22 protein-coding genes are annotated in these 24448 nt (G+C 55.1%); 6 read left to right on the top strand and 16 right to left on the bottom strand.

Annotated elements, in window-relative coordinates; genetic code table 11:
* The 13 genes from EGK14_RS21240 to EGK14_RS04895 form a co-directional block, all read right to left on the bottom strand.
* The coding region (locus EGK14_RS21240; protein WP_158616027.1) for a Tar ligand binding domain-containing protein at positions 1 to 996 on the bottom strand (996 nt) is incomplete at its 3' end.
* A gap of 208 nt (positions 997 to 1204) precedes the next feature.
* Positions 1205 to 1702 (bottom strand): chemotaxis protein CheW, encoded by a 498-nt coding sequence (cheW, locus tag EGK14_RS04840; protein WP_125287941.1) that lies wholly within the window; start codon positions 1700 to 1702, stop codon positions 1205 to 1207.
* Positions 1703 to 1726: 24 nt separating this feature from the next.
* Positions 1727 to 3712: a chemotaxis protein CheA gene (gene cheA / locus EGK14_RS04845; RefSeq protein WP_125287992.1), complete on the bottom strand. Its 1986-nt coding sequence runs from the start codon at positions 3710 to 3712 to the stop codon at positions 1727 to 1729.
* 10 nt (positions 3713 to 3722) lie between these two features.
* A complete protein-coding gene (motB, locus tag EGK14_RS04850; protein WP_125287942.1) occupies positions 3723 to 4748 on the bottom strand; it encodes a flagellar motor protein MotB in 1026 nt (341 codons plus the stop codon).
* Positions 4745 to 5623 (bottom strand): flagellar motor stator protein MotA, encoded by an 879-nt coding sequence (motA, locus tag EGK14_RS04855; protein ID WP_125287943.1) that lies wholly within the window; start codon positions 5621 to 5623, stop codon positions 4745 to 4747. The genes motB and motA overlap by 4 nt, the downstream gene beginning before the upstream one ends.
* A gap of 129 nt (positions 5624 to 5752) precedes the next feature.
* On the bottom strand, positions 5753 to 6331 hold the full coding sequence (gene flhC / locus EGK14_RS04860) for a flagellar transcriptional regulator FlhC (protein WP_125287944.1): 579 nt from the start codon (positions 6329 to 6331) through the stop codon (positions 5753 to 5755).
* On the bottom strand, positions 6331 to 6684 hold the full coding sequence (flhD, locus tag EGK14_RS04865; protein ID WP_125287945.1) for a flagellar transcriptional regulator FlhD: 354 nt from the start codon (positions 6682 to 6684) through the stop codon (positions 6331 to 6333). Before flhD ends, flhC begins: the two co-directional genes overlap by 1 nt.
* A 931-nt stretch (positions 6685 to 7615) precedes the next feature.
* On the bottom strand, positions 7616 to 9040 hold the full coding sequence (gene otsA / locus EGK14_RS04870) for an alpha,alpha-trehalose-phosphate synthase (RefSeq protein WP_125287946.1): 1425 nt from the start codon (positions 9038 to 9040) through the stop codon (positions 7616 to 7618).
* Positions 9015 to 9818 carry a trehalose-phosphatase gene (gene otsB / locus EGK14_RS04875; RefSeq protein WP_125287947.1) on the bottom strand — a complete coding sequence of 268 codons (804 nt, stop codon included), beginning with the start codon at positions 9816 to 9818 and terminating at the stop codon, positions 9015 to 9017. The genes otsA and otsB overlap by 26 nt, the downstream gene beginning before the upstream one ends.
* 427 nt (positions 9819 to 10245) lie before the next feature.
* Entirely contained in the window at positions 10246 to 11418 is a 1173-nt protein-coding gene (locus tag EGK14_RS04880) for an HD-GYP domain-containing protein (protein ID WP_125287948.1), read from the bottom strand.
* A gap of 210 nt (positions 11419 to 11628) precedes the next feature.
* Positions 11629 to 11880: a hypothetical protein gene (locus tag EGK14_RS04885; protein ID WP_125287949.1), complete on the bottom strand. Its 252-nt coding sequence runs from the start codon at positions 11878 to 11880 to the stop codon at positions 11629 to 11631.
* A 116-nt stretch (positions 11881 to 11996) separates the two neighbouring features.
* Complete coding sequence (gene ycgZ / locus EGK14_RS04890; RefSeq protein WP_125287950.1) at positions 11997 to 12245, bottom strand: regulatory protein YcgZ; 249 nt, start codon at positions 12243 to 12245, stop codon at positions 11997 to 11999.
* A 295-nt stretch (positions 12246 to 12540) separates the two neighbouring features.
* Positions 12541 to 13455: a manganese catalase family protein gene (locus EGK14_RS04895; RefSeq protein ID WP_125287951.1), complete on the bottom strand. Its 915-nt coding sequence runs from the start codon at positions 13453 to 13455 to the stop codon at positions 12541 to 12543.
* 503 nt (positions 13456 to 13958) lie between these two features.
* Between EGK14_RS04895 and EGK14_RS04900 the strand changes: the two genes are divergently transcribed.
* Both EGK14_RS04900 and EGK14_RS04905 read left to right on the top strand, forming a co-directional pair.
* Entirely contained in the window at positions 13959 to 15044 is a 1086-nt protein-coding gene (locus EGK14_RS04900; protein ID WP_125287952.1) for an aldo/keto reductase, read from the top strand.
* 213 nt (positions 15045 to 15257) lie between these two features.
* A complete protein-coding gene (locus EGK14_RS04905; protein WP_125287953.1) occupies positions 15258 to 16142 on the top strand; it encodes an ROK family protein in 885 nt (294 codons plus the stop codon).
* Between the two features lie 153 nt (positions 16143 to 16295).
* On the opposite strand, the gene EGK14_RS04910 is transcribed toward EGK14_RS04905, so the two are convergent.
* Entirely contained in the window at positions 16296 to 16988 is a 693-nt protein-coding gene (locus tag EGK14_RS04910) for a DUF421 domain-containing protein (RefSeq protein ID WP_125287954.1), read from the bottom strand.
* Between the two features lie 365 nt (positions 16989 to 17353).
* On the opposite strand from EGK14_RS04910, the gene umuD reads away from it, so the two are divergent.
* Together umuD and umuC are read left to right on the top strand one after the other, a co-directional pair.
* A complete protein-coding gene (gene umuD / locus EGK14_RS04915; protein WP_125287955.1) occupies positions 17354 to 17788 on the top strand; it encodes a translesion error-prone DNA polymerase V autoproteolytic subunit in 435 nt (144 codons plus the stop codon).
* Entirely contained in the window at positions 17772 to 19034 is a 1263-nt protein-coding gene (gene umuC / locus EGK14_RS04920; RefSeq protein ID WP_125287956.1) for a translesion error-prone DNA polymerase V subunit UmuC, read from the top strand. The genes umuD and umuC overlap by 17 nt, the downstream gene beginning before the upstream one ends.
* Here umuC and EGK14_RS04925 read toward each other — a convergent pair.
* Complete coding sequence (locus EGK14_RS04925; RefSeq protein WP_125287957.1) at positions 19007 to 20203, bottom strand: MFS transporter; 1197 nt, start codon at positions 20201 to 20203, stop codon at positions 19007 to 19009. The genes umuC and EGK14_RS04925 overlap by 28 nt on opposite strands.
* A 276-nt stretch (positions 20204 to 20479) precedes the next feature.
* Between EGK14_RS04925 and EGK14_RS04930 the strand changes: the two genes are divergently transcribed.
* On the top strand, positions 20480 to 21364 hold the full coding sequence (locus EGK14_RS04930) for a LysR family transcriptional regulator (protein WP_125287958.1): 885 nt from the start codon (positions 20480 to 20482) through the stop codon (positions 21362 to 21364).
* 79 nt (positions 21365 to 21443) lie between these two features.
* Here the strand turns inward: EGK14_RS04930 and hemB are convergent, their stop codons facing one another.
* Positions 21444 to 22421, bottom strand: a complete 978-nt coding sequence (gene hemB / locus EGK14_RS04935; protein WP_125287959.1) for a porphobilinogen synthase — start codon at positions 22419 to 22421, stop codon at positions 21444 to 21446.
* A gap of 677 nt (positions 22422 to 23098) precedes the next feature.
* Here hemB and EGK14_RS04940 point away from each other — a divergent pair.
* A complete protein-coding gene (locus EGK14_RS04940; protein WP_125287960.1) occupies positions 23099 to 24448 on the top strand; it encodes a sodium:proton antiporter in 1350 nt (449 codons plus the stop codon).

Below are 24448 nucleotides of genomic sequence, written 5' to 3' on the forward strand. Positions count from 1 at the left end.
GCTCAGCGCCAGCTGCGAAGCCTGACGGGCGTTCTCGGCGTTCTGCTTCACGGTCGCGGTCAGCTGCTCCATGCTGGCAGCCGTTTCTTCCAGCGAGGCGGCCTGCTGTTCGGTACGGGCAGAAAGATCGTTGTTGCCCGCCGCGATTTCGCTTGCGCCGGTATAGATAGCGTCAGAGCCGTCGCGCACGTCGCTGACGGTACGCACCAGCGCCTGCTGCATTTCTTTCAGGCTATTGGCCAGCTGCGCCATTTCGTTACGGCCTTCCACTTTAATTGTGTGGGTCAGGTCGCCGCCGGCGATATGGCTGATGTGCGCGATATTCTCCTGCAGCGGCTTGATCAGTACGGAACGCAGACCAATCCAGCATAGCGCGATCAGCGCGACAACCAGCGCCATGATGGCACCAATTACCCACAGCATTTTGGTATAGGCGCTGTTGTTATCCACGCCGCCCTGTGCGGTCAGCACGTTCTGTGCGTTACGCCAGGTCTTATAGGCCGCCTGCATCTCGTTCTGCTTCTGTTCAATGTTCAGTTTGAACATATCGTTCAGCTGCTTGTTTTCCAGCAGCGTCAGCATCTGGCCCAGCGCTTTGGAATAGGCTTCGTAATTTTTTTCCAGCGCCTCGGTAACGTTGGCATCCATCCCTTTGGTCTCCGGGATCCCCTGGTAACGCGTATAGTACCTGTCCGCATCGGCTAACAGCGCTTTACCCTGAGTGCTGATTTCGGTCAGCGAAGCGCTGTTAATGCTGTTGGCCGTTTCGCTTTGCAGACGCAACATCCCACGGTTAATCGTGATTCGGGTCTGGTTTAACGCAATCCAGGCGTCGGTAAAAGAAGCAACGTTCTCGCTGGAGTTCTGGGCAATAGTAAAGTTAGTTTTATCGCTGGTCAGCGCGCTAATAAATAATCCGCCCGCCAACAGCTGGAGTGAGCCGAATACCAGCAGCACTAACAGCAGGCTGGTGACGACCTTGATGCGTTTAAACATAGGGTACCCTTGGTAGAAGTAAAATGAATCAACACCGAATATATCGGCGTAAAATAATGGAACTTTATGTGCGCCAGAAACAGATTTACTAAGGTGATACTTTAATAACTAAATTAACTATCCGGCCGCAACACTTAATTAAAACCATAAAAAACACCCTGTCAGTAAAATACCAACAGGGTGTTTGATACTTTATTTAAGGCGGCTATTACGCGCTGCGCAGCGTATCCATTAGTGCCATCTCTTCGCTGTTCAGCAGCTTCTCGATGTCGACTAAAATCAGCATGCGTTCGCCCAGCGCGCCCAGGCCAGTGAGGTATTCGGTCGACATCGTGACCGCAAACTCTGGCGAAGGACGGATCTGATCGGTGGTCAGCGACAGCACGTCGGACACGCCGTCAACCACGATACCAACCACGCGCTGCTCAAGATTCAGTACGATTACCACGGTATTATCGTTATAAACCACATCCGGCTGCGCGAATTTAATACGCAGGTCGATAATAGGCACGATAACGCCGCGCAGATTAGTGACGCCTTTTATAAAAGCAGGCGTGTTGGCGATTCGGGTTACCTGATCGTAACCGCGGATCTCCTGCACTTTTAAAATATCAATGCCGTATTCTTCGTCACCCAGCGTAAATACCAGGAACTCCTGGCCTACGGTTTCGCCAGCGAGTTTAGTGACAGTTGCCATTCCAGTCATAGTTCTACCCTTAATCGGTTAAAGTCAGGCTGCGGCTCCCGCCACACGCTTTTCACGGTTGAGAGACTGCAGAGCCGACACGTCGACAATCAGCGCTACGCTGCCATCACCCAGGATGGTCGCTGCCGAAATGCCCGGTACTTTGCGATAGTTGCTTTCAAGGTTTTTGACCACCACCTGGTGCTGGCCAATCAGCTGGTCTACCAGCAGCGCATAGCGTTTGCCTGCGCTTTGCAGGATCACCACGATGCCCTGAGTCGCCTCGGTTTTCGCGCCCTGCACATCAAAGACGTTCCACAGCTCAACCAGCGGCAGGTATTCGCCACGGACTTCCAGCACGCGCTCGCCACCGGCCAGCGGGTGCAGATCGTCAGCCAGCGGCTGCAGAGATTCCATTACCGCGTTCAGCGGCAGAATAAAGACTTCGTCAGCGACGCGAACGGACATGCCGTCCAGAATCGCCAGCGTCAGCGGCAGCAGGATACGAATAGTCGTGCCCTTGCCCTGCTTAGAAGCGATTTCTACGTGGCCACCCATCTCCTGGATATTACGTTTCACCACGTCCATGCCCACGCCGCGCCCGGAGACATCGGTAACCTGCTCGGCAGTGGAGAAGCCCGGCGCAAAAATCAACATGCCCACTTCTTCGTCGCTCATCGCGTCATTCACCGGCAGGCCGGAAGAAAGCGCTTTCGCCAGAATACGTTCGCGGTTCAGACCGGCGCCGTCATCGATCACTTCGATACAGATATTGCCGCCCTGGTGCTCTGCAGAGAGCGTCAGGTTGCCAACGCCCGATTTCCCGGCCGCCACGCGTTTTTCCGGCGATTCGATGCCGTGATCCAGACTGTTACGCACCAGGTGAGTTAACGGGTCGATAATGCGTTCGATCAGGCTCTTGTCCAGCTCGGTAGAGCTGCCCAACAGCGTCAGTTCAACTTCTTTACCCAGCTTGCTGGCCAGATCGCGCACCAGGCGTGGGAAGCGGCTGAAGACATATTCCATCGGCATCATACGGATGGACATCACCGATTCCTGCAGGTCACGGGCGTTACGCTCCAGCTGGCCCATGCTGTTCAGCAGGTCGCCATGCGCTACCGGATCCAGCTCGTTGGAACGCTGGGCCAGCATGGACTGCGTGATCACCAGCTCGCCGACCAGGTTAATCAGCTGATCGACCTTTTCAACCGCTACGCGGATGCTGGTGGATTCGCTGGCCTTGGCCGCCGCCGGTTTTTTGGCCGCTTCACGCCTGGCCGGAGCCGCCGCTTCCGCTACTACAGCGGGCTGAGGAGCTGGCGCAGGCGCTGCTTCCACGGCAGCAGGAGCGGCTTCGGTCACGGCTGGAGCCGAGGACGCATCCAGGAATTTGATTTGCGATTCTTCAATCACAAAGCAAAGCACGGCGACGATATCATCCTGGCCGACCGATGAATCCAGCGTGACCTCTACTGAGGTTTCGCCTTTGATCACGTCGGAGACGGTGCCCAGATTGCCCAGCTCTTCCAGCATCAGCGGGATTTCAGTGGGTTTCAGGTTCACCAGCGCCATCCGCAGGCCGGCCGGAGCCGGAGCAGCGGCAGACGCGGCCGGCGTCGCTACGGCTGCGGGCGCGCTTTCGCCTTTGGCTTCCAGCGCCAGCTGACGCAGCGCCTGACAGATATATTCAAAGGTCGCAGCGTCCGGCTCGGTCGCGGTTTTATAGGCATCCAGCTGTTCCTGCATAATATCTTTAGTTTCCAAAAACAGGTTGATGATAGGCGTGCTTAGCTGCATTTCGCCGCGTCGCGCGCCGTCAAGAATGTTCTCCAGGATGTGCGTGGTTTCCTGTAATACAGTAAAACCAAAAGTGCCCGCGCCGCCTTTGATGGAGTGGGCCGCACGGAAAATAGCGTTAAGCTGCTCCGCATCCGGTTCCTGCGGGTCTAACCCCAACAGGTGTTGTTCCATGTCGGCTAACAGTTCGTCAGCCTCATCGAAAAACGTCTGATAAAAATCGCTGATATCCATGCTCACGGTATCACCTCTGCTGTGAGTCGCGATCGGTCTGGGCCGCTGGCACAGGCGATGCTGGTGTTAAAGTTGGTGCTGCCTGTACGCCTACCGGCTCGGCCGGGTCTGGTTTTTTTGCGGCGTCGTCCGGAACGGACGGCGCCACGATTTTCTGTAATGCTGCCGGCTCGCCGTCGCCGATCTGTACCGCGTCGCTTTCCGAGTTCTCTTTCTCAATCTGCGCTTCGGTGTCATGGTTCAGCACCAGCAGGCTGATACGGCGATTGACGGCGGCGTCGCCGCCGCGGTTCTTCAGCTTCATGGTGTCGGCCATGCCCACCACGCGCAGCATTTTGTCGCTGGCCAGCCCGCCGATAATCAGCTCCCGCCGCGAGGCGTTGGCACGGTCGGCCGACAGTTCCCAGTTGCTGTAGCCGCGCAGGCCGTTAGCGTACTGAATATCGTCCGTGTGGCCTGCCAGGCTGATCCTGTTCGGAATATCGTTCAGGATCGGCGCAATAGCCCGCAGGATATCGCGCATATAAGGCTCAACGTCCGCGCTGCCGGTTTTAAACATCGGTCGATTCTGGCTGTCGATAATCTGAATACGCAGGCCCTCTTCCACCATGTTGATGATCAGGTGCGGGCGCAGTGCCTTCAGACGCGGATCGGCTTCAATCAGCTGATCCAGCTTTTCACGCAGGCGGTTTAAGCGGATATCGTCCAGCTTGCGTTTCTCCGCGTCCATATCAATAACCTTGTGGACTTCGCCTTTCTGCTGGCTGGGATCCATACCGCCGCCAGGAATAACGCTGGTGCTTTCGCTGGTTTTGGTGCCGCCGGTGATCGCCACCCGCAGCGGCGTCTTAAAGTAATCGGCAATTCCCGCTAATTCCTGAGGCTTGGCGATCGCAATCAGCCACATCACCATGAAAAAGGCCATCATCGCAGTCATAAAGTCGGCATAGGCAATCTTCCAGGAGCCGTGGCCGCCCGCGTGTGCGGAATGCTTTTTCTTCTTAACCAGGATAATAGGGTGATTGTCGTTCTTCATGCGTCCTGACCTTTCGCCGGCGATTTCGCGTTACGAACGTGCTCTTCCAGCTCAGAGAAGGACGGCCGCTCGGTGGAGTACAGCGTTTTACGGCCAAACTCAACGGCGATCTGCGGCGCATAGCCATTCAGGCTGGAAAGCAGTGTGACCTTGATACACTGCATCATCTTGGTGGTTTCAGCACATTTCTGACGCAGCAGTCCCGCCAGCGGAGAAATAAACCCGTACGCCAGCAAAATACCCAGGAAGGTACCCACCATCGCGTGAGCGATCAGCTCGCCCAGCTCGGCTGGTGGACGATCCGCTGAAGCCAGGGTGTGTACCACGCCCATCACCGCCGCCACGATACCAAACGCGGGTAAAGAGTCGCCTACCGTACCGATAGCCGTAGCCGGTACGTCACATTCGTGCTCGTAGGTTTCAATCTCTTCATCCATCAGGGCTTCGATTTCAAATGCGTTCATATTGCCGCTCACCATCAGTCGCAGATAATCGGTGATAAAGTCCACCAGTCTTTTATCGGCAAGGATGCGCGGGTAATTAGCAAAAATTTCACTTTCCTGCGGACTTTCAATATCGGCTTCCAGCGAGAGCATCCCCTGCTGGCGCGATTTGGCCATCAGGCGATAAAGTAACGCCATCAGATCCATATAAACCGCTTTATTGTATTTCGAGCCTTTCATCAGCAGCGGCATCGCTTTTAACGTTGCTTTAATTGCCTTGCCGTTATTGCCTGCTAAAAATGCGCCAATGCCCGCTCCGCCGATAATTAACAGCTCGGAAGGTTGATAAAGCGCGCCCAGATGTCCGCCTACCATTGCGTAGCCGCCCAACACCGACCCGAGAACCAGGATATACCCCAAAATAACTAACACAATAAATCCTTACGTCTGGCGACGTGTGGGTTGAAGATGAACCGGATTAGGTCAGGTTTATTCCGTCGCGTGGGCAAAAAAAAAGCAGCGGTATTTAACCGCTGCTGGATTCACTCCACGTGGCGAACATTAAACGGCAAGTTTTACCTGTTCATCCAGCAGTTGTGAAATGTTATCGGCAGGTTCTGCGATAAGTTTACGTCTTTTTACTGCACGAGAAGGCGGCTGGCACAGGCTGCAAACAAAGCTGCCGACCGGCTGGTGCGCATGGTTAATAAAGCTTCCGCCGCAGCATTTGCAGTCGGAAAGCTCCAGCATTCCGCTCTCAACAAACCGGACTAAGGTCCAGGCGCGGGTGAGCGCCAACAGCGGGCCTTCGTCCTGTTGCGGGCATTGCTCCAGGTAGAGACGGTAGGCTTTAATCACCGCGTCCACACCGGTGCTCAAACCGCTTTTGAGTAAAAACTGCCAGGCGTTACAGAACATAGAAGAGTGAATGTTCTGTTCCCAGGTCATAAACCAGTCGGTAGAAAAAGGCAGCATGCCTTTTGGCGGCGGGCTGCCGCGCAGTTCTTTATAAAGCTTAATTAAGCGGCCGCGGCTTAGCTGCGTTTCGCTTTCTAACATTTGCAGGCGAGCGCCTAAAGTAATTAATTCAATCGCCAGCTGAATATCACGCGCTTCCTGAACAATACTTTTTTCACTCATTAACTCGCCCTCTTTTTCGGCATTTCGTCATTTTTAGATGATGCATTACGCAATAAACGGCTGGATAACAAAATGCCGGTGTGGATTTGCTGCAAATCATCCACGCGAGATTCCTGAGTTAAGCGATTAATCGTTGCGTGCTCGGTAAAGCGAAACTGGCATATCAGCTGATTTGTCTCGGCCAGCTTTACCATTTCTGGCAGCGTTAATTGAGCGAGCGCATCGGCCATCTGCTCATCAATGCCCAGACGGAACATTGCTGAGGCTTTTTCCTGATTAATAAGGCGTTGAGCAAGTAATAAATAAGACAAGTTGATATCGTAAATATTTTTTAGTAATTCTGATGTACCCATTTTTATCCGTCCTGACTGACACGACTTAAACGTTGGCGGATTGCGCCGCTACCTTTGTTGCTGCTGGTAAATCTTATTGTGGCAAAAAATTAAGTGGCAAAAGCCAAACGTTCGCGAAGCTCCAGGCGGCCCTGAAAGCGGCCTGCAGAAAGTAGTCATTAACTCATTTTGCCGGTTACTGCTCCCTTGTTTTCGTCCGCTTCCCTGACGTTCTCCCTGACTGAAAGTTGCTCTGGTTTAGGACTATTCCGAAAACAACGCAACTTTATCTGCTCTAATTTCCGGATACAACGGAGGCCAGCTAAAATTTTAGATAAAGTGTGATCCAGATCACACTTTTGGGGCTAATTTGACAAAATTATCCTTCAGAAATGCTGTTGATTAGTTCACTAACTAAGCAAATTTGGACTTTTTTGTTAAATTTTAACTCTACGCGATCATTTACCGATGAAAATGGTTCCTTTTACGTCGATTGAATGGAGGAATGGTGTGTTCACGCACAAGACTGGTTGTAAATACGCACAAAAAACAAATCTGTAGAGGAATATTCTGGTTTTTGCATGTTAACCATGTGTAAATCGTAATCACCAAAGGTAACTATCGACAGGGGCAATGATGCGTGCAGAGTAAGATACTGCAGGTTTACGACAGGAAGTGTTTAGGGGGTGTAAGCCGCGTCAGCCTTGTGTTTAGCGGGTGCCAACGGATGTAACCAGGGGTAACATTAGCAACGCGAATGTTTAAGCAGGAAATTTAACCTTAGCCAGTAGGTATCGGCACGCGCCTTGTTTTCTTTAGTAAAAAGTGATTTTTTTCCTTTTTTTTCTTTCCGGTGGTCCTTTTAAGGCGTTTTTTTGAGCAATACAGACTTAAAAAACTAAAAAAAAGGGGCGACCCTTGGTCGCCCCTGAATTAAGTGGCATGACTTATGCTAGACGGAAAGCGTGGCCGCTTTATCGGCCCCACCCTGCGCTTCGCTACGTACCGGTAATGCCTGGAGATCTTTCAGATAGGATTTGCGCCAGTGCGTAATATCATTCTTACGCAGCACGTCCATCATGTCGTTGTAGCGTGAGATACGCTCGTCCAGCGGCATGGTTAACGCCTGGTTCAGCGCGGCGGCCACTTCATCACGATCGTAAGGGTTAACGATAAGCGCGGAGGTCAGCTCGTTGGCCGCCCCTGCAAAGCGTGACAGCACCAGTACGCCAGGATCTTCCGGGTTCTGCGCGGCCACATACTCTTTCGCCACCAGGTTCATCCCGTCACGCAGCGGCGTCACCAGACCAATATCGGTCAGGCGGAAGATTTTCATCAGCAGGCGGCGATCGAAATGCTGGTTCAGGTAGTAAAGCGGCGTCCAGCCCAGCGTACCGTATTTACCGTTAATACGGCCCGCTTCCGTTTCCAGCTGATGACGAATATCCTGGTAGGCCTGCACGTCGCCACGCGAAGTTGGCGCAATTTGCGAGTAGCGGATTTTTCCACGATGCTCGGGGAAGTTTTCCAGCAACGCTTCATAGGCAAGGAAGCGCTCCGGCAGCCCTTTCGAGTAGTCCAGGCGCTCACAGGCAATAATGTTTTTGGCGTCGCCCAAATCGCGTTTCATCGCGGCCATCTTCGGCGGCAGCGGCCCTTCAGCCATCTCTTTAATGCTGTCCGGCTCGATGCCTATCGGGTACACCTCGGTAGAGAACTGATTGCCGAACGCCACGTGCGTTTTGCCGCTGGTCTGCACATTGGTCAGCAGCGCCAGTGACTCCAGGAAAGCCATACGGTCGCTCTCGGTCTGGAAGCCCAGCAGATCGTAATCGCACATCATCTCCAGCAGCTCATTGTGCGGCGGCAGCGCGTTGAAGATTTCCGGCGTCGGGAAAGGAATATGCAGGAAGAAACCGATACGGTTTTTCACGCCCAGCTTGCGCAATGCAGCGGCGAACGGCAACAGATGATAATCGTGGATCCACAGCACGTCGTCCGGCTCAATCAGCGGCAGCAGGCGTTTCGCCAGCATGGTGTTGACGTGGCAGTAACCGTCCCAGGCCTCGCGCTGAAAGTTTACCAGGTCAAGGCGGTAGTGGAAGGCTGGCCAGACGACCGCATTGGAAAATTGCAGGTAATAAAGGTCGTAATCGTTTTGATTAAGGCCAAAAGAAGCGTAGGTGACGTTATCTTTTTCAAACAGATCCATCTCCTTGTCTTCTTCGCCGATCTCGTTGATTTCCCCATTCCAACCAAACCACAGGCCGCCGGTGGTTTTCAGCGCATCCATAATGCCAACGGTCAGTCCGCCCGCGCTGGTTTTTGACCCATCCGGTACGGCGATGCGGTTAGATACGACTACTAAGCGACTCATAACCTTGACTCCTTAATGACTTATCGTCTTGATCTAGTTTTAATAATGTTTGCTCAAGCCAGTGATAAACGGCCTCGACGTCAGCCAGGCGATAGCCCGCCTTTGTCTCACCTTCACCTACCTTGATTGCGATGCCGTCCAGGGCATTGACCGCTTCAAAACCTGCCTCATCGGTCAAATCATCACCTAAAAATACCGGCGTTCTGCCGGCAAAAGGGGCCTGCTGCATAAAATCGGCAATTGCGGCCCCCTTACTGACGCCTTTCGGCTTTAGCTCCACCACGCATTTGCCTGGCTGTAGCGCCAGTTCGGGAAAGCGTTGGGTCATCGTTTCCGCCAGCGTCAGGATAGCCTGCTGATAATGCGGTGCGCGGCGGTAGTGCAGCGCAAAAGCCATGCCCTTCGTTTCAAGTTGCGTATCCGGCATCTTCGCCACGGCTTCGCTCAGCAGCGACGTCAATGAGGCAGAGACGTCGTCCGGCAGGGAAAGCCGCTCGGTATGCCCGGCCGCATCGCGACGCTCTGCGCCGTGCACGCCGGCCAGCGGAAACCGCAAAGGCGCCACCAGCGCATCCAGTTCGCGCGTCGGCCGGCCGGAAACCAGCGCCAGCGCGCCGTCGCTCAGTTCAGCCAGGCGGGAAAGCGCGGCTTTAGCCGCCGCAGGGATAAAAACCTCCTCCGGGCGTGACTGGATAGCGGCCAGCGTGCCGTCCACATCAAAGAAAAAAGCGTAACGTCCTTCAGGCACTAAAGGGGATACGGATTCCAGCGTATTCACAAATGTTCCTCCTGATTATGTGTGCCACGGCGCTACGTCGGCCCAGTTTCTGGACTGACGTTGGCGGAAGCAGACGCCAGGTCTGCTTTGCCCACAACGCACGAGGAAAAAATTTTTGTCAGCGGATGTGGCGGAGCGAGAAAAGAGGATGCGTTAAAGAGGGTATTCGGCGCTGATTCCTTCTGCATAATCTCTGCACGCCTCGTGCAGTCTGTCTCATCTCGTTGCCACATACGTAACAACATCAGCTATCAGTATAGTCACTGATAGCGGCTCTGCCAGACGTGCTGGCTCCGGGCCGCTTGTTACGCCTCTAACATGGCAAATAAACGCGACAAAAACCCCAGGAGTAATACGAAATTGTGAAATTTTTGGTAGAAACAGGAAAGTTGGTGTTGAAATGTTAGCGCGCTGTTGTTCCTGCCCGTCAGGCAACGGGCGACATCCACAGCGTATTGAGGTTGTAATGGCTCCAGGTATCCGCCTCTTCCGGCCCGGCAATGCTGTCCCAACAGTAGCGATCGGCCAAATCGATCACTTCCGGCCGCAGCATATGATTGGCGGAAAGCGAATAGAATACGCAAACCCTGGGCAGCAGCAGCGAGCTTTCGCCCGGTTCAATCACGACGGCCACGCGGCCAGAAGCCAGACGCACGATTGAGCCGACCGGATAGATGCCGACGGCTTTCACAAAAGCGTAAAAGATTTTGCGATCGAAGTGCCCTTCCCAGCTGGCCATTTGGTGCATCGCGCTGGCCGGATTCCAGCCCGCTTTATAAGGACGATTGGAGGTGACGGCGTCATAGACGTCGCAAATCGCCGCCATACGCGCCAGCTGGGAGATATCTTTGCCTTTGAGGCCGTGCGGGTAGCCGCTGCCGTTGATTTTCTCATGATGATGTAGCGCCACATCCAGCACCGCTTCGTTTTCACCGCTGCGGCGCAGCAGATCCTCGCCCATTACCGGATGCTGTTTCATCACGTTGAACTCATCGTCCGTGAGCTTGCCGGGTTTGTTGAGGATCTCCAGCGATACGCCCGCCTTGCCGACATCGTGCAGCAGACCGGCCGTGCCTGCCAGGCGCGTCTGTTCATCATTGAGGTTAAGCTGGCGGGCGAGCGATACCATCAGCGCGCAGACCGCCACGGAGTGCAGGTAGGTATAATCATCGTGCGTTTTCAGCCGCACTACGCTCAGCAGCGCAGCCGGATGTCGGCTGAGGGAGCCGCCGATTTCGTCCACCAGCGGCAGCGTGCTGCGGGTATCAATCGTTTTACCGAGGCGCGCATCGTTGAACATGCTCATCACTTCGCCTTTGGCATGCAGACAGATCGCCTGCGCCTGCGCGATTTCTTCATGGATACCCGATATCCTGGGCAGAGCGAGCTGTTCGTGAAGCGGATCCTGACTGTCCGGGCCACGCCCTTTCTCCAGATCGATCCAGACTTCTTTTATGCCGCTTTCCGCGATGACGTCAATCTGCTGCTGTGTGGTTATCAGCATATGGTTACGCACGAGGGGATGCTTCAGCCAAAAAACTTCCAGCTTGTGCACATACATGCCGGTGCGCAACTCGTGTATCTGAATTCTTATTATCATTCCCTCTCCTGCCCCGCCTGCCTTTTCCTCCAATCTGCACAGGTATCGGCGGCACGAAAAAAACCTTCAGCAATTGTCGCCGCTTATTTTGCTTTTTTCGATTTATTTACATTGCCGGGGGAGGCTGTTCGCAGCCTGAAAAAGGTAAGCCGTTTTCAGGCTGGAAAGCGAAGAAGGCATTAAGCCGCACGGATGTCGGCTTCGGGCGGTTTAGTGAATAACGTTGTCGTCGCTGGCGGAACGGCGATTCAGGGCTTCACCGGCGCTGACCTGAGCATGGCGAAGCTCTCTGATAGCGGCAAGGCAGGCTTTGCGGTGTTCTTCATCCGTTTGCCGGGCAGCCAGCACGCGCAGTTCATTGATAAGCGAGGCGAGGTTAAGCGGGCGCTGCTGCTCAAGAAGCGCCAGCGTGGCTTCTCCCAGCATCAGATCCCGTAATTTTTCAGAATGGCGATGGTCCATGGAAACTTCTCTGACTTGTCTGCCGCGCGGATCGCTTTTCCGCGTGGCAGGACGGAACGCCTGAACCCACGCGGAAACAAAAAGCAGGTCGAACGAGCGGTGGGCAATGCGGGCGTTTAGCTTTCGCGACCGAACAGCATAGCAATCAGTTCGTGATGGTGTTTTTCGAGGTCGGGCTCACTGACATCAGCCAGGCGGCTTAGCAGCTTTGCACAGATTGACTGGCGATTGACCGTCATGCCGGATTTTAAAATCTCCATCACTACCTCACCCAGCGTTTCCTGATGAGAAGGTACAGCAGCGTCATGTGCGCCGAAGTAAAGGCTCATGTCCGCAGTTTGTGTGTCGAAATTATCCTGACGCATAATGGATCCTCTTAAGCAGGTGAAAGAATGCCCGAAGGGGGAAGTGCTTCTACCTTGTACAGCTTTTCAATTAATGTACAGTATCTTAAAAGTCTGGGGCGGATTTTTTTTGCAAAAAATGCTTTTTTGAGACATAAAAGGCGTTATTTGGTCACATTTTAGCTAATAACTAATAACCTTTTCTCAGAAAATTTAGCCAGTTATAACATAAACAGAAGATGGCAGGCTTAAGGATAAACTTGTACAACCGCGAATAAAAATGGGGGAGAACGGCTGCTCTCCCCGCGATGACGCCCTATTTTTTCGGCACGTTTACCGCAGATTTGCCGACGGTTTCGTTTTCGATTGGCCCTGACGAGCCAAGATCGGTGCCGGTGACCGGATTCACAGCGGTATCGGAAGCGGTACGCAACGCCAGGTTATCCAGCTCGGTTTTCTGATCGGACGGCAGCGTGATGCTGGCATAGCCGTCGCCGCCATCCACTGCCGGCGCCGGATCGGCCACGTAGGTGAAGTTTTCGTCCGAGTTCCAGCTTCCGCGTACCTCGCCGCCTTCTGACATATTGTAATAAACGTTTGAGTACTGCTCGACAGGCGGCAGCTTGCCGACCGGGAAGTTATTGCGAATGGAATAAAGCGCCTTTTCAAAAGAGATCTGATGCGCAACTTCGCGGGTCATCAGGAAGCCCAACGCATCCTTAACGCCCGGATCGTCCGTTACGTTAATCAGGCGCTCATAGAGAATTTTAGCGCGCGCTTCGGCGGCGATATTAGAGCGCAGATCGGCTGTAGGTTCGCCGATAGTATCGATATAGGCTGCCGTCCAGGGCACGCCGCCGGAGTTGGTCAGCGCCGGGCCGCCGCCGTAAAGAATCGACGTCAGATGGCTGTCGTTGCCGTTGCCGGTGATGGAGCGGTACAGCTCGCCCTCTTCTTCCGTGCCTTCGGCCAGCTTGCCTTTAGCGCCCTTGTTCAGCATCCCGACCAGCGAACCGATAATTTCCAGGTGGCTCAGCTCTTCGGTAGCAATATCCATCAGCATATCGCGACGACCTTCGTCTTCGTCCGACAGCCCCTGGGTAAAGTAGCGGCAGGCCGCGGCCAGCTCGCCCTGCGGCCCGCCGAACTGTTCCAGCAGCAGATTAGCCAGTCCGGGATTTGGCTCGGCGACGCGAACGGTATACTGCAATTTTTTTACGTGTCTGAACATAGCTCACTCCAGTCAGAAAAGGCTTCCGGCAATCTGCTCTGCGGCAGATCTCTCCGCTATTTTTTGCTGGTTTTCATACCTGAGTTATGGCGGCAGAAATAAATTACATGGGATATTTCTGCTTGAGGATATTCAACATCACTATTCAGGTTTAAAAACCTCGTTTAAAGCATAGTTTACTTTTCCCCTCTGCAAGGCTTCTGCCCGAAAAGTAAGGCGAATAAGATTAGTCCTGGGCGTTAATTACGACCAGGGAAAAACAGAAAAGAATCCTGCCAGACTAAATGGCGTTTTAGCCCGCTGTCTCAGAGAAATAATTATCATTAAGGTTGTCATACTAATTGCACGGTGATAATTGCTGCCGCGCGGGATTACTTATTTCGTATTGGCCGGGATAAAACCCCCTGAATTATCTGCATTTGTACGTAATAGTTTCCGTGCCGCCTGGTCTCGTTTTTTATGGTCTATGCTTGCCCTCGGGTTTTCATAGTGAGGAGAAAGCAATGAAGTACAGAAAACTGGGGCATTCCGGCCTGATGGTTTCTGAGCTGACGCTTGGGACGTTAACCTTTAACGGCCAGGCTGGCTTTGAAAAAACCGGCAATGTCGATGTCCGCCAGGCCCGCCGTTTTATTGAGATAGCGCTGGAACGAGGCGTCAATACCGTGGACACGGCCGATCTTTATTCCAAAGGCGGAGCGGAAGAAACGCTGGGCGAGGCGCTGGGCGGCAATCGCCAGCGCGTTATCCTGGCCACGAAAGCCCGTAGCCCGATGAGCGACGATCCCAACGACAGCGGCGCCACACGCTTTCATCTGATTAAGTCCTGCGAGAACAGCCTAAAGCGTCTGAAAACGGATCATATCGATCTCTATCAGATCCATAACTGGGACGGCGTGACGCCGGTGGAAGAGACGCTGCGCGCGCTGGAAGAGCTGGTAAAAAGCGGCAAAATCCGCTATTTCGGCACCTCGAACTATACCGGCTGGCAGATGATGAAAACGCTGGGCTGCGCCGAGGTGAATCATCTGCTGAAGCCGGTAAGCCAGCAAATTTACTACACGCCGGAGTCGCGCGAGGCGGAGTTCGAGCTGCTGCCAATGGCGCTGGATCAGAATATCGGCACGCTAATATGGGGGCCAATGGGCGAAGGCCTGCTGACCGGCACCGTACAGCGCAACGTGAAAACGCCATCGACCTCCCGTCAGGGCAACGGCTGGCCGGAACCCTATGTGCACGATATGGAGCACGCTTATCGGGTTATCGACGTGCTGACCGAAGTGGGCAAAGAGCATAATGTCTCGACCGCGCGGGTCTGCCTGGCCTGGCTGCTGACGCGCCCGGGGATCACGTCGCTGATTGTTGGCAACCGCACCGAACAGCATTTGCAGGACAACCTGGCCGCAGCGGAGCTGACGTTGAGCGAAGCACAGATCAAACGTATTGAACAGGCGACGCGCCCTGCGCCACGCTATCCGTACTGGCACCGTTTCACCAGCGGCATGGACAGGCTGGATCCTGCGGAAAAAGTCTTTCTGGATGAGTATCAGCAAACGCTGGAAGAACGGAAAGATCTCGCCCGAAAATAATTTTGCTCGTAACGAACCCGACTGACGGGTTCGTTTTAACCTTCCGCAACGCCCCTTTTATATCTTGTTCGCCTGCTTTTATATTCTGCCGGAAGCCGCCCTGTTCGCCCGTAATAAAAAACAGACCGCCGTTCTTTATATTACCGCGGCCGGACAGGCGCAACGACGCAATTTTTCGGCGGCTATACTGATAAAAAACAAAAGGAGAATGATATGAAGCTTGCCGTATTTGATATTGGCGGTACCTCGTTAAAAATGGGCGTTGTAACGGATAAAGGCGACATTCAGGCCAGTGATAAAGCGGATAATGAAGGATCGCGTGAGGCTATTCTGGAGGCCATTCTGGGCTGGCTGGAAAAAAATCCCGGCTGCGAAGGCATCGCCGTTAGCGTGCCGGGCTATGTCGATCCGCACAACGGATTTGTGTCGATGGGCGGCACGGTCAGGGCGTTTGATGATTTCCACCTGAGTAAATGGCTGACGGAAAAAACCTCGCTGCCCGCCACGGTGGAAAACGACGCTCATTGCGCCCTGCTGGCCGAGCGCTGGCTGGGCAAAGCGCGCACTATGTCCGATTTTTTGATGATCACCATCGGCACGGGGCTGGGCGGCGCCGCCTTCTGCAACGACGCGCTGGTACGCGGCAAGCAGGATCGCGCTGGTGAGTTCGGCTGCCTGCTGGTGGCGCGTCCCGCTGGCGGCAGCATCAGCCACTATACGATGGGCGACAACTGTACGATGACCGCGCTGCGCAAAAGCTATGCGCAGCACAGCGGGCGCGAGGTGGACGAGGTCAGCGGTAAGGATGTTTTTGCCGGCTGGGATAATAAAGAACCGGTAGCCACCAGGCTGGTCACCACCTTTTATCAGGATCTCTGCGCCGGCATTTATAACCTGGCGAACGTCTTCGATCCCGAATGCATTTTCCTGGGCGGCGGCATCACCGAGCGCGAGGATTTTCTGGCGGAAGTGAAGTTTCATCTGGCCTGGTTCGGCAAAACCATCCCGGTGGATACGGCCACCTTCGGCAACGACTCCGGGATGCTAGGCGCGGCCTGGCACTTCCTGCAAAGTAACCGCCGCGATACCCATGGCTGACAGGCATATCAGCGGGCACGGTCGCCGCAGACAAGGCTGCGCCAACAGCATCGCTGGCGCACCTCAGGCGGCACCGGCAGGGCTATACCGCTAACATCGTCAGCGCTGGTTGGGCAGCCTGCGTTTGCCGCTGGCAGGACTATGCCAGCCTCGCTAACGCGCTCGTTGGGTGGTCAGTGCCAGCGACCAGAGATTGCGCCGGCAGCGGGGACAGTTCAGCTGCTGCTGCGCCTGTAGCCGCTGCGTTTTTCCGCAATGGTTGCAGGCGTAGAGGCCATCTGCGGGCACGCAGGTATAATCCTGCCGATGTTGAGGCGGCAGCACGGAAAGGCCTGGCCGCACCTCGTGCCGATCGTAGTAGTAAGCGCTGATATCGCCGTCCAGCTCGATCAGCGCCAGCCGGATCTGACCCAGATGCTCCACGCCCTCCTGCCGTAGCTCCATAAAGAATTCGTCCTCAGAAATATTCAGCCCTTCCAGGCTGTCCAGCACATACAGGCCGTCCTGAATCAGTGTGATCACTTCGCCCTCCACCCAGCGGGCGACACGTGCGCTGCGTGCGGTCAGAAAAGTCGTAAAGCGATAAAGCCCCAGCAGCACCAGGAAGACCATTGCGACCGGCAGCACAGGAACATCATCATAAAAAGTAACGTCTCCTGAAGCCGAGCCTAACGTCAGGATAATCACCAGCTCAAACAGCGACAGCTGGCGAATGCCGCGCCTGCCGGAAACTTTCAGAAAGAGAAAAACAACGATGTAGGCGAAGAGTACCCGAACCGCGACCTCGCCTAAAAAAGTAATGGAAAGATCGTTTAAGAAAAAGCGGTGCCAGTCGAAAGAAAACATAAGCGTGCGTGATTATCCCAAAGAAAAAAATGATAATGCGTCAGTGCAAAAGTTGATATTTTATGACATTTTCCTGCGCAGAAAGCCATTATTAAGATGCATAAAACGATGCTGGTGGCCCTGCGTCCACGCTGCATTTAACTTAACGCAAAAAAGAAATAAGCGGTTCTTATCCTTCTGTCCCGGCGCAACTATTATTCCCGCTGCAGTATAAGCTGCTTTATTAACCGGGCGCGCGCCTCTAAGGAAAATCGAATAAATTCCTTTTATTACAATATCTTGCCGGAAAGTTCCGATCAATCCCTTGCCTGCCGCCCGCATTCAGCGATACTGTATATAAACACAGTTAAACCGGAATAAGCATTATGCAGCCGATTTCCCCTGCTGAAATTATGGAAGATCTTTTTTTACCGCTGTTTATTGAGCGCGTACCCTGCGGCTTTCCCAGTCCGGCCCAGGATTATATTGAGGACCGTCTGGATTTGAATAAGCTGGTGCTGCGTCATCCCAGCGCTACCTATTTTATCAAAGTAAGCGGCGATTCGATGATTGAGGCCGGGATCGGCCATGACGATCTGTTGGTGGTGGATCGTTCGCTGACCGCAGAGCATGGCGATATCGTGGTGGCGGCCGTGGCAGGTGAATTTACCGTTAAAGAGCTGCGCATCCGCCCTTTTTTACAGCTGATGCCGCGCAATCGTCACTATTCTCCGATTACGTTTCACGATGCGGAAGAGCTGGAGATTTTTGGCGTCGTCACCTTTATTCTGAAATCCACCAAAAATGTTCGCGCTGGTTGACGTCAACAGTTTTTATACCTCCTGCGAAACGGTGTTCCGTCCCGATTTACGCGGCAGGCCGGTGGTGGTCGTTTCCAACAATGACGGCTGTATTATTTCCCGATCGACCGAGGCAAAAGCGCTGGGCATTAAAATGGGCGAGCCTTATTTTAAAATTAAACAGGATCTCCGGCGTCAGCAGGTGCAGGTTTTCAGCTCAAACTATGCGCTGTATGCCGATCTCAGCCATCGGGTAATGACCCTGCTTGGCGAGCTGGCGCCTGCGAGCGAAATCTACTCTATTGACGAGGCCTTTCTGGATCTTACCGGCGTCAGCAACTGTCTCTCACTGGAAGATTTTGGCCGTGACATCCGGCAGCAGATACTGAAAGCTACCGGCCTGACGGTCGGCGTCGGCATCGCGCCATCCAAAACGCTGGCCAAGCTTGCTAACTACGCGGCGAAGAAGTGGAGCAAAACCGGCGGCGTGGTCGATCTTTCCGATCCGGCGCGCCAGCGCAGACTGCTGCCGCTGGTGCCGGTTGAAGAAGTCTGGGGCATTGGCCGTCGCGTCGGCAAGCGTTTGCAGCTGATGGGCATTAAAAACGCGCTGGATCTGGCCGACAGTTCCGTCCCCACTATCCGCAAGCACTTCAGCGTGGTGATGGAGAGAACGGTGCGCGAGCTGCGTGGCGAATCCTGCCTGGCGTTAGAGGAAATGGCGCCCGCTAAACAGCAGATCGTCTGTAGCCGCTCTTTCGGGCACCGCGTCACCGATTATCAGGATATGCATCAGGCGATCTGTGCCTGGGCCGAACGCGCGGCGGAAAAGCTGCGCGGCGAGAAACAGTATTGCCGCTTTATCAGCGTGTTTATCCGCGCCAGCCCGCACGACGATAACGGCACCGGCTATAACAACCAGGCCTCCGGCAGGCTGCTGCTGCCCTCGAACGATACGCGCGATATTATTCGGGTGGCGACCGAGGCGCTGGATCGTATCTGGCGCGAAGGCGAACGCTATATCAAAGCGGGCGTGATGCTGAGCGATTTTTACAGCGAAGGCGTGGCGCAGCTGGATCTGTTTGCTGAAACGCAGCCGAGGGCCAACAGCGCGGCGTTAATGACCGCCATCGACAAGCTGAACCACTCAGGCAAGGGGAAAGTCTGGTTTGCTGGCCAGGGCATTGAGAAAAGCTGGTCGATGAAGCGGGAGATGCTCTCTCCCGCCTGGACCACGCGCTACAGCGATTTGCCAACGGCGAAATAAAACGAGCGACGGGCCAGCCCGGCCAACAGCGCCGACAGCACCAGCAGCGCCAGGCCGAAGGCAAACGGACTCCACCAGCCGGCTGCGTCAAACAGCAGGCCGCCCAGCCCCGCACCCAGCGCGATCGCCATCTGGATCGCCGCCACCATCAGGCCGCCGCCCGCTTCGGCATCGTCGGGTAGCGTGCGGCTTAGCCACAGCCCCCAGGCCACCGGGGCGGGCGTCGCTATTAGCCCCCAAATTGCCAGCACCACACCGGTCAGCAGCAGAGAATGCCCCAGCGCGATCAGCAAGGCAGCCAGCAGCGCCATGCCGAGCGGAATGGCGATGAGATAAGCGTAAAGGCGGCACCCAAGCAGCGTACCGATAAGCCAGGTGCCGATTAGCCCCGCTCCGCCCAACAGCAGCAGCAGCAAAGAAAGCTGGTTGACGTTAGCGCCGGTGACGGTTTCCATAAAGGGGCGCAGATAGGTAAAAATGCCAAACTGCCCCATAAACAGACACATAACGCCCGCCATGCCCAACGCCACCGGCGGCCGAACGAGCAGGCGCAGCGGGTTGGCGGCTTTGTTGCAGACGTTGCCGGGTAGTGGCGGAATGCTGCGCCATTGCCAGATAAAGGCGATAACGGCCAGCGGCACCACCATAAAGAACGCCCCGCGCCAGCCAATATACTGCCCAAGAAAGCTGCCTAACGGCGCGGCGACGGTAGCGGCCAGCGCGTTACCACCGTTGATTAGCGCCAGGCCATGGGCTACCGCGTGAGAAGGCACAAGGCGCATAACCGTCGCTGTCGACATCGACCAGAAACCGCCAATCGCGATCCCTAACAGCGCCCTGCCGACCATAAACATCAGGCCATTGGTCGAAAAGGTCACCGCCAGCCCGGAAAGCGTCAGCAGCAGCGTAAAGGCGAGCAGTACTTTTTTACGATCGAAACGCCCGGTCAGCGGCGTGTTAAGCAGGCTGGTGAGCACGGCAAAAAAACCGCTGACGGAAATTGCCTGCCCGGCATGGCCCTGGCTTACCCCTAAATCCTGCGCGATGGGCGTCAGCAGGCTGACCGGCATAAACTCTGAGGCGATCAGCACCACTACGCCAAGCGCCATTGAAAAGACGGCGCCCCAGGCAGAGTGATGACGAGATTGTTCCGCTACGGCACTATTCATGAACGTTTCCGATATTATTAACACTTGCGCCATTTTGCACGCTGGCCGGGTTAATGATTAGACAGCCGTAATCGCATGTAATTGTGAATTTTTTGCATGAATTACGGGGCGTAAAGCCTCGGTTCCCCGTGGGTTGATATAAAGAGCGGCGTTGCAGGCCTTTGGCGTTTTCTGTGCCGCAGGCACGCGAAGCGGTGAAAGAGATAGAGTAATGCGGTCGGATGGGGTAATTTTTACGCGCTTGTGAAATTTAATCAGCAATTCTGCGTGGATACTATGAACGATATCGTAGCCTTTCTGGCCGTTGCCCGAGCGCAAAGCTTTACCAAAGCCGCCGCCGGTCTTGGCGTCAGTCCTTCAGCGCTGAGCCATACCATTCGCAATCTGGAAGAGCGGCTGGGCGTGCGGCTGCTGGCGCGCACCACGCGCAACGTTGCGCCTACCGAGGCCGGCGAGCGTCTGTTGCAGTCAGTTGGGCCGCTTTTCGATCAGATTAACAGTGAAATTGACAGCATTGGCGAGCTGCGCCGTACGCCTGCCGGTAATATTCGCATCACCTGCTCAGACGACGCGGCGGAGAATTTGCTGCGGCCGATACTGCCCGCGTTTTTTAACGCCTATCCTGATATCAGCGTAGAGATCTGCATCGATTACGGCTTTACCAATATCGTCAGCGAACGTTTTGATGCCGGTATTCGTTTAGGCGAGTCGATCAGCCGGGATATGATCGCCGTGCGCCTCGGGCCGGACTGGCGTCTGTCCGTGGTCGGCGCGCCGGACTATTTCCGCCGCAACCCCCACCCTGTCGTTCCGCAGGATCTGACCGCCCATCGCTGTATTAATATCCGGCATTCGGTCGGCGGCAGTATTTACGCCTGGGAATTTGAAAAAGACGGGAAAAAATTGAATATCAAGGCCAACGGCCCGCTGTTGTGCAACAGCAATATTCATATCCTGAACGGGGCGCTGGACGGCATCGGCTTGGCCTGCATCCCGGATTTTATGGCGAAACCCCATCTTGAAGCGGGTCGGCTGGTGGAGGTGCTGGCGGACTGGTGCCCAACGTTTGAAGGATTTCATCTTTATTACCCCAACCGTCGCAACACTTCTTTGGCGTTTTCCGCCTTTGTGGAAGCCGTCAGGTATCGCGGGCCGCGCTGAGATGCCGTTATCCGGGCAGAACAGGCAAAGCCCGTCCTGCCCGGAGATTAGCCATACTGGCTAAGTTGAGGCGCTACGATTACAGCAGGTTTTTCTCGGCCAGATCCAGCGCAAAGTAGCTGAAGATCAGATCGGCACCCGCGCGCTTGATGGCGCCCAGGCTTTCCAGCACCACTTCGCGCTCGTTGATCGCCCCCGCCTGCGCGGCAAACTTCAGCATCGCGTACTCGCCGCTGACCTGATAGGCCGCCAGCGGCAGCTCAGTACGTTCGCGCACGTCACGGATAATATCCAGATAGGCGCCCGCTGGTTTTACCATCAGCGCGTCCGCGCCTTCGGCCTGGTCGATTAACGACTCGCGGATCGCTTCGCGACGGTTCATTGGGTTCATCTGATAGGTTTTACGATCGCCCTTCAGCGAGGTGCCTGCTGCTTCACGGAACGGGCCATAGAAGGAAGAGGCGAACTTGGTCGAGTAGGACATGATAGCCGTGTCGGTAAAGCCCGCTTCATCCAGCGCGTGGCGGATAGCCGCGACCTGACCATCCATCGCGGCGGAGGGCGCGATAAAGTCGGCTCCCGCGCGCGCGGCGGCAACCGCCTGCTTGCCCAGGTTAATCAGCGTGGCGTCATTGTCTACGCCACGATCGTGCAGCACGCCACAGTGTCCGTGCGAAGTGTATTCGCAAAAACACGTATCGGACATCACGATCATTTCCGGGACGGTTTCTTTACAGATGCGGGACATGCGCGAAACCAGCCCGTTTTCCTGCCAGGTATCGCTGCCGTCGGCGTCGGTATGATGAGAGATGCCGAAGGTCATTACCGAACGGATGCCCGCTTTCGCGATGCGTTCGATCTCATAGGCCAGACGTTTTTCCGGAATACGCATCACGCCAGGCATGGCCTGAATCGCTTTATAGTCGTCCAGATCCTCTTCAACAAAGATCGGCAGCGCCAGATCGTTAATGCTGAGCGATGTTTCCTGAAACAGCGAGCGGAAGGAAGGCGTTTGACGCAGGCGTCGTGGACGAAGAATTGGGGATAGAGTCGACAAAACAACCTCGGTTTAGCAGATAGTCAGCGGCAGAGAGGTGCCGCAGGGATAAAAAGAAAGTCCGTTAACAGTATACCCACAGGCGCTTTCTGACAATGTCTGTCGCTTTTCTTCACTGGCGAACGGCACAGAATGCCTGGGTTATTATCCGCAATACCGCCTCTGCTGGTCGCGCTGAAACAGGTCACAAACAGCCGGTAACCATAGTGGGAATTTTCACGATCGGACGCCATTAAATTCCACAGTTTGCACGGGCTTGCAAAGCCTCAGGCCGCTAACGCTAATCCTCTTTCGGGCGCGGTTCAGCCTTCAGTCATTTAGTAGTCTTATCAGTTCACGCACTGCAAATTAAAGCAGACAAAATCGGCCCCATCCCTGAGCCGTAACTGTCATTCTGGGAATAGTAGCTCCAGATGGGCGCCGTGCAGAACTGACGCTAAAGAGATTTCGCCACGGGCTGGTTTCGGCCTGACGGCCCATTTGCGCAGGCGTCCCTTTTTTTAGGTCTATACTCAGTGAGCCAGGTATATGATTTAAGTAGACTATTTGCTGTTGCCAGGAAAAGGGAAACCTTAAATTTATAATATATGCTTTTGTTTTTGTTGTATTTTTTTCTGTGGCGCTTTGCATAATAAGTCAGCGTCCATATAACCCCTGACGACTATGGAGGCGTATCGATGGATTTTCTTGGCTGGACAGCCGCAACGGGCGGGCTTTTATTACTGATGTCGCTGGCATCAGGCTGGATCAATCGCGGCCCGATTACCACGTTTTCTCTCTACCTGATCGCCGGCGTAATTTGTGGCCCATGGGTGCTGGATCTGCTGCATATCGATATCGCCGCTCATGCCGAACTGACCGCCCATCTTACCGAAATCGCGATGGCGGCCTCGCTGTTTATCACCGGCCTGAAGCTCAGGCTGCCGTTACGCCATCAGGGCTGGCGGCTGGGAATGCGGCTGGCTTTCCCCGGCATGTTGCTGACCGTGCTGGGTATGACGCTGGCGGCGCACTATCTGGTCGGCCTCTCCTGGCCGTTCGCTATCGCCTTCAGCGCCATCGTCGCGCCGACCGATCCCGTGCTCGCCAGTCTGATTTCCGTCAACGATGCCCGCGATGACGACAACCTGCGCGTTTCGCTCTCCAGCGAGGCGGGGATGAACGACGGTACCGCCCTGCCGCTGCTGATGCTGGCGGTAACGCTGCTGACCACCCAGCAGGAAATGACGCTGGATCTTTTCCGCCACTGGGCGCTAAAAGACGTGCTCTGGGGGATCACCGGCGGGCTGGGCATCGGTTTTCTGTTCGGCCGCTTTGTCGGCCAGTACGTTACACACCTGCGCTATGCGCATAAAGACGTTGCCCCGAACGATTTCCTGGCGCTGGCGCTGATTGCGCTGAGCTATGCGGCAGCCCAGGCGCTGGATGCCTCGGGTTTCCTGGCCGCCTTTGCCGCTGGTGTCGGCCTGCGTCGGGCGGAAGTCAGCGTGATCCGCCGCCAGCCCGCCGATGCCTTTGACGACAGCGAGCATCGTCCCCCGGCGGAGGTGCTGGTGAATCCGCATATTCGACACGAATCTCTGGAGCCGGATCCGGCGCGCTCGGTAGGCCTGGTGGTCGGCGATGCGCTGTCGTTCGGCGATACCGTCGAGCGGCTGTTCGCGGCCGGCATTATTATCGTGCTGGGCGTGACGCTGGCGCAGCACTGGGATCCGGACGGGTTGCTGATGGCGCTGCTGCTGTTTGTGTTTATCCGCCCGGCAGCAGTATGGCTCGGCACGGCGGGCATTAAAGTGCCGTGGCAGCAGAAGATGATTATTGGCTGGCTGGGGATCCGGGGTATCGGCAGTATCAACTATATTGCCTGGGCCTATACGCATGGCGTGGCGGGCGATGAGATGACGCGCATGGCGAATATCGCCTTTACGTTAATCGTCGCCAGCGTCATCGTGCATGGGATTTCGGTCACGCCGCTGCTCAACTGGCGGCAGGCCAAAATAGCCGCCGCCAGCAAGCAGGACGAATAA

Source organism: Erwinia sp. 198 (genome assembly GCF_003937915.1).
In the GTDB taxonomy this organism is placed as follows: Bacteria; Pseudomonadota; Gammaproteobacteria; order Enterobacterales; family Enterobacteriaceae; genus Erwinia; species Erwinia aeris.

What these genes read in the sequence shown, in the direction of transcription:
- cheW (WP_125287941.1), bottom strand. Translation starts at nt 1,702, where the DNA reads ATGACTGGAATGGCAACTGTCACTAAACTCGCTGGCGAAACCGTAGGC.
- cheA (WP_125287992.1), bottom strand. Translation starts at nt 3,712, where the DNA reads ATGGATATCAGCGATTTTTATCAGACGTTTTTCGATGAGGCTGACGAA.
- motB (WP_125287942.1), bottom strand. Translation starts at nt 4,748, where the DNA reads ATGAAGAACGACAATCACCCTATTATCCTGGTTAAGAAGAAAAAGCAT.
- flhC (WP_125287944.1), bottom strand. Translation starts at nt 6,331, where the DNA reads ATGAGTGAAAAAAGTATTGTTCAGGAAGCGCGTGATATTCAGCTGGCG.
- flhD (WP_125287945.1), bottom strand. Translation starts at nt 6,684, where the DNA reads ATGGGTACATCAGAATTACTAAAAAATATTTACGATATCAACTTGTCT.
- otsA (WP_125287946.1), bottom strand. Translation starts at nt 9,040, where the DNA reads ATGAGTCGCTTAGTAGTCGTATCTAACCGCATCGCCGTACCGGATGGG.
- EGK14_RS04880 (WP_125287948.1), bottom strand. Translation starts at nt 11,418, where the DNA reads ATGATAATAAGAATTCAGATACACGAGTTGCGCACCGGCATGTATGTG.
- EGK14_RS04885 (WP_125287949.1), bottom strand. Translation starts at nt 11,880, where the DNA reads ATGGACCATCGCCATTCTGAAAAATTACGGGATCTGATGCTGGGAGAA.
- ycgZ (WP_125287950.1), bottom strand. Translation starts at nt 12,245, where the DNA reads ATGCGTCAGGATAATTTCGACACACAAACTGCGGACATGAGCCTTTAC.
- EGK14_RS04895 (WP_125287951.1), bottom strand. Translation starts at nt 13,455, where the DNA reads ATGTTCAGACACGTAAAAAAATTGCAGTATACCGTTCGCGTCGCCGAG.
- EGK14_RS04900 (WP_125287952.1), top strand. Translation starts at nt 13,959, where the DNA reads ATGAAGTACAGAAAACTGGGGCATTCCGGCCTGATGGTTTCTGAGCTG.
- EGK14_RS04905 (WP_125287953.1), top strand. Translation starts at nt 15,258, where the DNA reads ATGAAGCTTGCCGTATTTGATATTGGCGGTACCTCGTTAAAAATGGGC.
- EGK14_RS04910 (WP_125287954.1), bottom strand. Translation starts at nt 16,988, where the DNA reads ATGTTTTCTTTCGACTGGCACCGCTTTTTCTTAAACGATCTTTCCATT.
- umuD (WP_125287955.1), top strand. Translation starts at nt 17,354, where the DNA reads ATGCAGCCGATTTCCCCTGCTGAAATTATGGAAGATCTTTTTTTACCG.
- umuC (WP_125287956.1), top strand. Translation starts at nt 17,772, where the DNA reads ATGTTCGCGCTGGTTGACGTCAACAGTTTTTATACCTCCTGCGAAACG.
- EGK14_RS04925 (WP_125287957.1), bottom strand. Translation starts at nt 20,203, where the DNA reads ATGAATAGTGCCGTAGCGGAACAATCTCGTCATCACTCTGCCTGGGGC.
- EGK14_RS04930 (WP_125287958.1), top strand. Translation starts at nt 20,480, where the DNA reads ATGAACGATATCGTAGCCTTTCTGGCCGTTGCCCGAGCGCAAAGCTTT.
- EGK14_RS04940 (WP_125287960.1), top strand. Translation starts at nt 23,099, where the DNA reads ATGGATTTTCTTGGCTGGACAGCCGCAACGGGCGGGCTTTTATTACTG.